We start from the raw sequence: 3,254 nt of genomic DNA, 5'->3' as shown, positions 1-3,254 counted from the left end.
TAGCAGATCGGCAGCGGGGTCGACGGCGTATACGTCCATGCACCGCTCGGGTCGGCCGTCACAGTGGCGTCCGGCGTACCGTCGCCGTTCGTGTCGATATTGACCGTCGCTCCCGCTTCCGCCGTGCCCGACAGCGACGTACCGTCTGTCGCGTTCACCGTCGGCAATGCAGGAGCCGTCGTATCGATCGTGATCGCAAACGACGCGCTCGGTGCGCTGACGTTGCCCGCAGTGTCCGTTGCGGTGACGGTCAGGCTGTGTGCGCCTTCACCCAGCGCCGTGGTCGGCGTGAACGTCCAGTTTCCGGACGGGTCTGCCGTCGTGGTGCCCAGCAACGTCGTGCCGTCATAAACGCTCACCGTGCTACCTGCCTCTGCCGTGCCAGCAAGAGTAGGTGTTGCGTCATCCGTACTGCCGCCTGAAACGATCGCGCCAACAACCGAGCCCACGTCGTCCGTCACGGTGCCGATGATCGGTACGGCCGGTGCCGTCGTATCGCCCGACACCGTCACCGAAGCAGACGGACCCGTATTGCCTGCCGCATCGGTGACCGTCACGCCAATCACCGTGCCAACCGGCAGCGGGGTCGACGGCGTATACGTCCATGCGCCGCTCGGGTCGGCCGTCACGGTTGCATCCGGCGTGCCGTCGCCATTCGTATCGATGTTGACCGTTGCGCCCGCTTCCGCCGTACCCGACAGCGACGTACCGTCCGTCGCGTTCACCGTCGGCACCGCCGGCGCCGTCGTATCGATCGTCAAGCCGAATGCCGCACTCGGCGCACTCACGTTGCCCGCCGTGTCCGTTGCAGTCACCGTGATTGCGTGTGCGCCCTCTCCCAAACCCGTGCTCGGCGTGAACGTCCAGTTTCCAGACGGATCTGCCGTCGTGGTACCCAGCAGCGTCGTGCCGTCGTACACATTGATCGTGCTACCTGCTTCCGCAGTACCGCTCAATGTCGGCGTTGCATCATCAGTAGCACCACCAGAAGTGATCGCGCCAACAACGGAACCCACGTCGTCCGTGACGCTAACAACGACCGGTGCGGCAGGCGCCGTCGTATCCCCCGACACCGTTACCGAAGCAGACGGCCCCGTATTGCCTGCCGCATCGGTGACCGTCACACCGATCACCGTGCCGATCGGCAGCGGGGTCGAGGGGGTGTACGTCCACGCGCCGCTCGGATCGGCCGTCACAGTGGCGTCCGGCGTACCGTCGCCGTTCGTATCGATGTTGACCGTTGCACCCGCTTCCGCCGTGCCCGACAGCGACGTACCGTCCGTCGCGTTCACCGTCGGCAATGCAGGCGCCGTCGTATCGATCGTCAGGTCGAATGCTGCGCTCGGCGCACTCACGTTGCCTGCCGTATCCGTTGCAGTCACCGTGATTGCGTGTGCGCCCTCTCCCAAACCAGTAGTCGGTGTGAATGTCCAGTTTCCGGACGGGTCTGCCGTCGTGGTGCCCAGCAGCGTCGTGCCGTCATAAACGCTCACCGTGCTACCTGCCTCTGCCGTGCCACCAAGAGTAGGTGTTGCGTCATCCGTACTGCCGCCTGAAACGATCGCGCCAACAACCGAGCCCACATCGTCCGTCACGGTGCCGATGATCGGCGCGGCCGGTGCCGTCGTATCGCCCGTCACCGTCACCGAGGCAGACGGACCCGTATTGCCTGCCGCATCGGTGACCGTCACGCCGATCACCGTGCCAACCGGCAGTGGGGTCGATGGCGTATACGTCCACGCGCCGCTCGGGTCGGCCGTCACGGTTGCATCCGGTGTACCGTCGCCATTCGTGTCGATGTTGACCGTTGCGCCCGCTTCGGCTGTACCCGACAGCGATGTACCGTCCGTCGCGTTCACCGTCGGCAATGCAGGCGCCGTCGTATCGATCGTCAGGTCGAATGCCGCGCTCGGCACACTCACGTTGCCTGCCGTGTCCGTTGCAGTCACCGTGATTGCGTGTGCGCCCTCTCCCAAACCAGTAGTCGGCGTGAACGTCCAGTTTCCGGACGGGTCTGCCGTCGTCGTGCCCAGTAGCGTCGTGCCGTCGTACACATTGATCGTGCTACCCGCTTCCGCAGTACCGCTCAATGTCGGCGTTGCATCATCAGTAGCACCACCAGAGACGATCGCACCAACAATGGAGCCTACGTCATCCGTCACGGTGCCGATGATCGGTGCGGCCGGTGCCGTCGTATCGCCCGTCACCGTCACCGAAGCAGACGGACCCGTATTGCCTGCCGCATCGGTGACCGTCACGCCGATCACCGTGCCAACCGGCAGTGGGGTTGATGGCGTATACGTCCACGCGCCACTCGGGTCCGCCGTCACGGTTGCATCCGGTGTACCGTCGCCATTCGTGTCGATGTTGACCGTTGCGCCCGCTTCGGCCGTACCCGACAGCGATGTACCGTCCGTCGCGTTCACCGTCGGCAATGCAGGAGCCGTCGTATCGATCGTGATCGCGAACGATGCGCTCGGTGCGCTGACGTTGCCCGCGGTGTCCGTTGCGGTGACGGTCAAGCTGTGCGCGCCTTCACCCAGCGCCGTGGTCGGCGTGAACGTCCAGTTTCCGGACGGGTCTGCCGTCGTCGTGCCCAGCAACGTCGTGCCGTCATAGACGCTCACCGTGCTACCTGCCTCTGCCGTGCCAGCAAGAGTAGGCGTTGCGTCATCCGTACTGCCGCCTGAAACGATCGCGCCAACAATGGAGCCCACGTCGTCCGTCACGGTGCCGATGATCGGCACCGCAGGCGCCGTCGTGTCGCCCGACACCGTTACCGAGGCAGACGGCCCCGTATTGCCTGCTGCGTCGGTGACCGTCACGCCAATCACCGTGCCAACCGGCAGCGGGGTCGACGGCGTATACGTCCATGCGCCACTCGGGTCCGCCGTCACGGTTGCGTCCGGCGTGCCGTCGCCGTTGGTATCGATGTTGACCGTTGCGCCAGCTTCGGCTGTACCCGACAGCGATGTACCGTCCGTCGCGTTCACCGTCGGCAATGCAGGCGCCGTCGTATCGATCGTCAGGTTAAATGCCGTGCTTGGCGTGCTTACGTTGCCTGCGGCATCGGTTGCAGTGACGGTCAGGCTATGTGCGCCTTCACCCAGCGCCGTCGGCGGCGTGAACGTCCAGTTTCCGGACGGGTCCGCTGTCGTGGTACCCAGCAGCGTCGTACCGTCATAAACGCTCACTGTGCTGCCCGCTTCCGCCGTGCCAGCAAGAGTAGGCGTTGCGTCATCCGTACTACCACC

General features: G+C 65.0%; 1 protein-coding gene. It reads right to left on the bottom strand.

Features of this window, described 5'->3' with window-relative positions; genetic code table 11:
- On the bottom strand, positions 1-3,254 hold a 3,254-nt coding region (locus WT24_RS07840; protein ID WP_257127446.1), incomplete at both ends, for an Ig-like domain-containing protein.

Origin of the sequence: Burkholderia sp. MSMB1078WGS, from assembly GCF_001528895.1 — a bacterium.
Classification (GTDB): domain Bacteria; phylum Pseudomonadota; class Gammaproteobacteria; order Burkholderiales; family Burkholderiaceae; genus Burkholderia.
This window is presented reverse-complemented; position numbering and strand designations above follow the sequence as displayed.